The organism is uncultured Campylobacter sp. (assembly GCF_905373215.1).
GTDB lineage: Bacteria > Campylobacterota > Campylobacteria > Campylobacterales > Campylobacteraceae > Campylobacter_B.
Window position 1 is genome coordinate 1 of the sequence record NZ_CAJPRT010000048.1, and the last position, 4,483, is coordinate 4,483.

The window sequence follows — 4,483 nt, forward strand, 5'->3', positions numbered from 1 at the left end:
GTCTGTGCTTTACCGACAAAACCTTCAAAAACTGCGCCGTTTTGCCTCTTGATATATTGACGTCGCTATTTGATCAAATTTAAACCCAGCGTGATCTTATCGTTTTTGATCACGCCGATACCCTTATTTAGCACATTTGAGCAATCTGCTTAGCTTCAGCTAGCGAGTACATCGCGAAGGTGCCGCACTGAAATTTATTCAGCTCAGCGATGCCCTCTTGAGGGTACGCCTAAAATATTTTTATGTTTACGTTTCGCGACGCCGCGACGGTAAGGTTTGGTTTCAATAACAACTAGCTCCAATAAAATTTCATCTGTTGCCCATAAAGCCTTTTACGTTTTTCGATTTATAATTTGAGTTGTGAGAATTCCATTCTTCGTTTACGGATACTCAGAATAAATATTGTGGCTATTTTATATGTGTAGACGAGATAAAATTTGTAATTCTCAGGCGCGGCAAAATCACGTACTCCGTTTTACAAATGGTAAAATAAAGCGTGTTGGAATCGGCCTTCACTTGAAATTTTATTTAAAAAGCAAATCGGATTTTAGCTTGGAATAAACCTGCTCGCCTTTTAACTCGCGGACGATTTGCAGCGCAAATTCCATCGCAGTAGCGGGACCTTTCGAAGTCATTATATTTTGATCTTTTACGACATTCGCCGAATTCGTATAGCCTGGGTGAGCGATCTGATTTTCAAAGCCCGGATAACAAGTGTAAGAGCTTTTTAGCACACCCGCGGTAGCTAGCGCCCATGGAGCGGCACATATTGCGCCGATTTTTGCGTTATTTGCATCAAAGTCACGTAGGATTTTACCGAGCTTCTCGCTTTTGGCTAAATTCTCCGCGCCAGGCAAACCCCCTGGTAAAACGATCATAGAAAATTCAGACACCTTAATATCATCCAAAATTTCATCCGCCACAAGCTCAATGCCATGCGTGCCGCGGACACATTTTTTCTCTAACCCCACGGCTAGAGCATCAATATCCGCGCGCCTTAAAATATCAATTATGCTTATCGCCTCAAGCTCCTCAAATCCGTTAGCTAAAACTATTGCCACTTTCATCGCATACCCCTTATTTTAGATACGAACCCTGCTCACTAGGGGCAGTGGAAATATCGGTATTACCACTAGCGCGAGACGGACTATCATATAAGAATTCATCGTCGCCTTTTAGATAGCCGATGATATAGCCAACTTCTTCAGCGGTAGTTTTGGCAGCGATAGGCTGCATAATATACTTCATTTTTTTGCCATATTGCCCGTCGGAGGTGTAGCTTGAGATCGCGATTGCAATCTCCTTCGCGCTTAGATCTTTTAGCTTACGAGAGCTGCCATAGGCGCGCTTCTGTCCTTCTGAGCCGTGGCAAGAAGCACAGTTGGCATCGTAGATTACCTTGCCTTTTTCCTTGATATAGTTGATGTTACGATTTATTTTTGTGCCACCGCCTATAATATTGCCTTTGGCGTTAGGAGTATTTTTATAGATATTTACGGTTACATTTTCATCTTTAGAATGCTTTTCGATCAGGGATTTTAGCTCTTTGGCAAACTCACCTTTGGCTTCGAATACATACGTGTCATCATTTGCTTTATCCGCGGCATTTAAACTAAAGGCAAAAAAACATGCTAAAAAAGAAATTTTAAAAATTTTCATAAAAAACCTTGGTTTTAAATTTAAAAAGGGCGAAGCAAAAGCTTCGCCCTAATTTTACCTGTATAAGGTAAATAATTAGAAGCTGTATTTAGCCTCAAATCTGATGCGATCTTTTTTCTCATCGCGATCTGTGCCATAAGCATCATCAATCTTATAGTGAGAATACCAAGTTTTGAAGCTTAGCTTTTCATTATATTTATAAGAAATTCTACCTACTACTTCGTATGCATTGTCGCCATCCGCTTTACCGTCTAGGTAATCAGCGCCGATTCTGATGCCAGTATCAGGGATGGTATAGCCTGCTACTACATACCAGTAGTGATTTTCGCCAGTAAAATTCCTATAATCTAGTAACTCCTGACCCGGGCTGATGAAAGAGCCTTGATCTTCAAAGGATACAAAAGAAACTTTATCTTTATCATCGGGTTCAAATTTTAAATAACCTGCAGCCAAATCAACACCGAAGAAACCCGCATTGGCCTCTGCAGCCCAGAAGTCTGCATCGCTAGCACCTGCATCTTTATAATCGCCGTCGAAATCAGAGAATGCATACTGACCTTTTACGCCAAGATTAAAATCATCAGAGATATCAAAATTTAGAGCTAGTTCTGCAGCGAAAAGCTGTGCAACATCCTCTAGAGCGTTATACCATAGCTGGAAAGATACCGGATCGTATGAACCCATAAAGCCTATGCCATATAGATTATGATCGGTAGTTAATTTACCATCTACTCTAGCCCAATCAAGGCTTGAAATATCGCCATCATTCTCTAAAGAATCCATCCAAAAGCCACTAATTGTCAAACCCTCGATATCAGTGCTAGTAATCTTAACACCATCTCCATACATATCATCGGTAAAGAACGAACCTATGCCTTGGCGACCGACTGCAATAGTGGTACCGCCGATAGTGTATCCCAAATAAGCCTTAGCAATATCGAAATCGGAATCTTTGTCGCTTGGATTTTTTCCACCATGATATTGGCTATTTGAAGAAGATAATGTTTCTCCGTTATCTCTATCTAGAAATCTAACGCCAACTACACCAAAGAAGTTGTCATCGATTTTAGCCTTAAAGTCTACTTCAGATTTGAATTCCCACTTACTAGAATTTTCGCCTTTTACATAGGCACCTTGATCATTCTCGCCAGATACCTTATCGTGGGTATATCGCATACGAGCGTATCCATTTAGATCCACGTCCTTGATAGCTTCCTCTAACGGAACAGCACTTGCACTCATAGCAAGAGCACCTGCAGCGACTGCTGCCGCTAAACTAAGTTTAACTAGTTTCATTTTGAACTCCTTTAAAAGTTTGTGAGTGCAATAGTAGCACAAAATGACAAATTATATGCTTAAAATAGGCTGAAAAATACTAAAATTTTACCAAATTGTTACCGAGTATTTACCGAAAATCCAAATTTAACGGGCATAAAAAAAGCGAGACCCACACAGGTCTCGCCGATTATTGAAAGGAGTTCTAATTTCGATGTGGGGATTATATCAGGCTGCGGTAAACAGACGGCAACACCTCTTTCTTGCGGGAGAAATTTGATAAAATTTTACGATGCGAAATTTTTTATGAATGAAATTTCAAGACACGAAATTTGCAAAGCGTGGGTTTTAAAAATCTACGCGACATCTTATCAGTAGAGAATACAAGCACCGAAAACACACAGTACGCGAAAAACTGCGAGAAAGAAAATTTATAAGAATTTCGCAATCAAAATTCTAGTGCCAGCTGTATTTCTATAATATAAAATTTACGGACAAAATAGCGCCATGCAGCAAGGAATTTAAGCGCGAAAGCAAGTGGATATAAAACGCTAACCGAACCATAGAAGCAAGATACGCAGCGCAGAATTCTGCGGAATATAAAATTCCACAACTTATAAAATATAAAATTTATGCGGGCAATCGCATAAAGAATCAGCGGACTTTACGTGCAAGTCCGCTATGATTAAAAATAGAAACCATTGCCTTCATAAGAGTAGAGAACAAAACAAAAGCGTTCATCGCAAATTAAAAGCAGGCTCGCTTACCTTCAAGGGCGCAGCGACTAAAAATCGCGTGGGATTAAAAGCTGATATTTTCGCTCTCTGGTACAGCAATAGCGTCGTTTTTATGCATTTGTTTGGTCTCGATTTTTCCGATGTCATAAGCGCGCGGAACAACGGAACCTGCCTTGCGCGAGATAATTCGCATATCGGTGATAGCGCCTGAAGCGGTACTTATATAGGCAGTATCTCCTGCAGCCGCATAATATCTGCTTGCGCGAGCGGTGTAGAGCTCGCCGCTGGATAGGTCTTTAAACGTATAGACGTAAGCTGTGGAGTTTTGGCGAGTGTAGTTTACGATCTCGGATTTGAGCGAGCGTAAGTTGCCTGCAGGCGTCGGAGCGGTGCTTACGGCGCAGCCTATAAAGCCAAGAGCTAAAAGTGCGGAAAATATGAAATTTTTCATTCAGTATCCTTCATTTGTAAAATTTGAACTTTTAGAGTAGTAGGTTTGGGCTTAAAGTTTGCTTTTTTGAGAGGCATCGAATTGGAATTTAAACGACGATGGATGCGCTTGCGTCGCTGGCATTTGTTTTTGAGGGGCGTCGAAGTGGAATTTAAACAGATCTCTCTTAGCGCTAGGCGAAGCGAGAATGCGCTTTTGGCGATTTTTCTATATATGCGGGGTAGAATTTAGCAGTAATCGCGAGCGAGACTTGGTAGTCGCGTCTAAATCAAACACGGCAGAACTTTAGCTTCTTTTACCTGGCTAGCTTGCATCAGCACTCTTTGCGGCGCTGACCGCGATATTTGCAAAAATCGGACTC

General features: G+C 41.2%; 4 protein-coding genes and 1 pseudogene. All 5 read right to left on the reverse strand.

Going from position 1 to position 4,483, the window contains the following annotated elements; all coding sequences use genetic code 11:
- Nucleotides 1-65: 65 nt before the first annotated feature.
- Nucleotides 66-211: pseudogene (locus QZ176_RS10305) on the reverse strand (S-ribosylhomocysteine lyase); the annotation flags it as partial.
- 313 nt (nt 212-524) lie between these two features.
- The gene (locus QZ176_RS10310; RefSeq protein ID WP_295153380.1) at nt 525-1,067 is read right to left on the reverse strand and encodes a DJ-1 family glyoxalase III; all 543 of its coding nucleotides are present in this window, start codon (nt 1,065-1,067) and stop codon (nt 525-527) included.
- A 10-nt stretch (nt 1,068-1,077) separates the two neighbouring features.
- Nucleotides 1,078-1,659 (reverse strand): cytochrome c, encoded by a 582-nt coding sequence (locus QZ176_RS10315; RefSeq protein WP_295153382.1) that lies wholly within the window; start codon nt 1,657-1,659, stop codon nt 1,078-1,080.
- A 75-nt stretch (nt 1,660-1,734) separates the two neighbouring features.
- The gene (locus tag QZ176_RS10320; RefSeq protein WP_295153384.1) at nt 1,735-2,955 is read right to left on the reverse strand and encodes an OprD family outer membrane porin; all 1,221 of its coding nucleotides are present in this window, start codon (nt 2,953-2,955) and stop codon (nt 1,735-1,737) included.
- Nucleotides 2,956-3,735: 780 nt separating this feature from the next.
- Complete coding sequence (locus QZ176_RS10325) at nt 3,736-4,122, reverse strand: hypothetical protein (protein ID WP_295153386.1); 387 nt, start codon at nt 4,120-4,122, stop codon at nt 3,736-3,738.
- Nucleotides 4,123-4,483 lie beyond the last annotated feature (361 nt).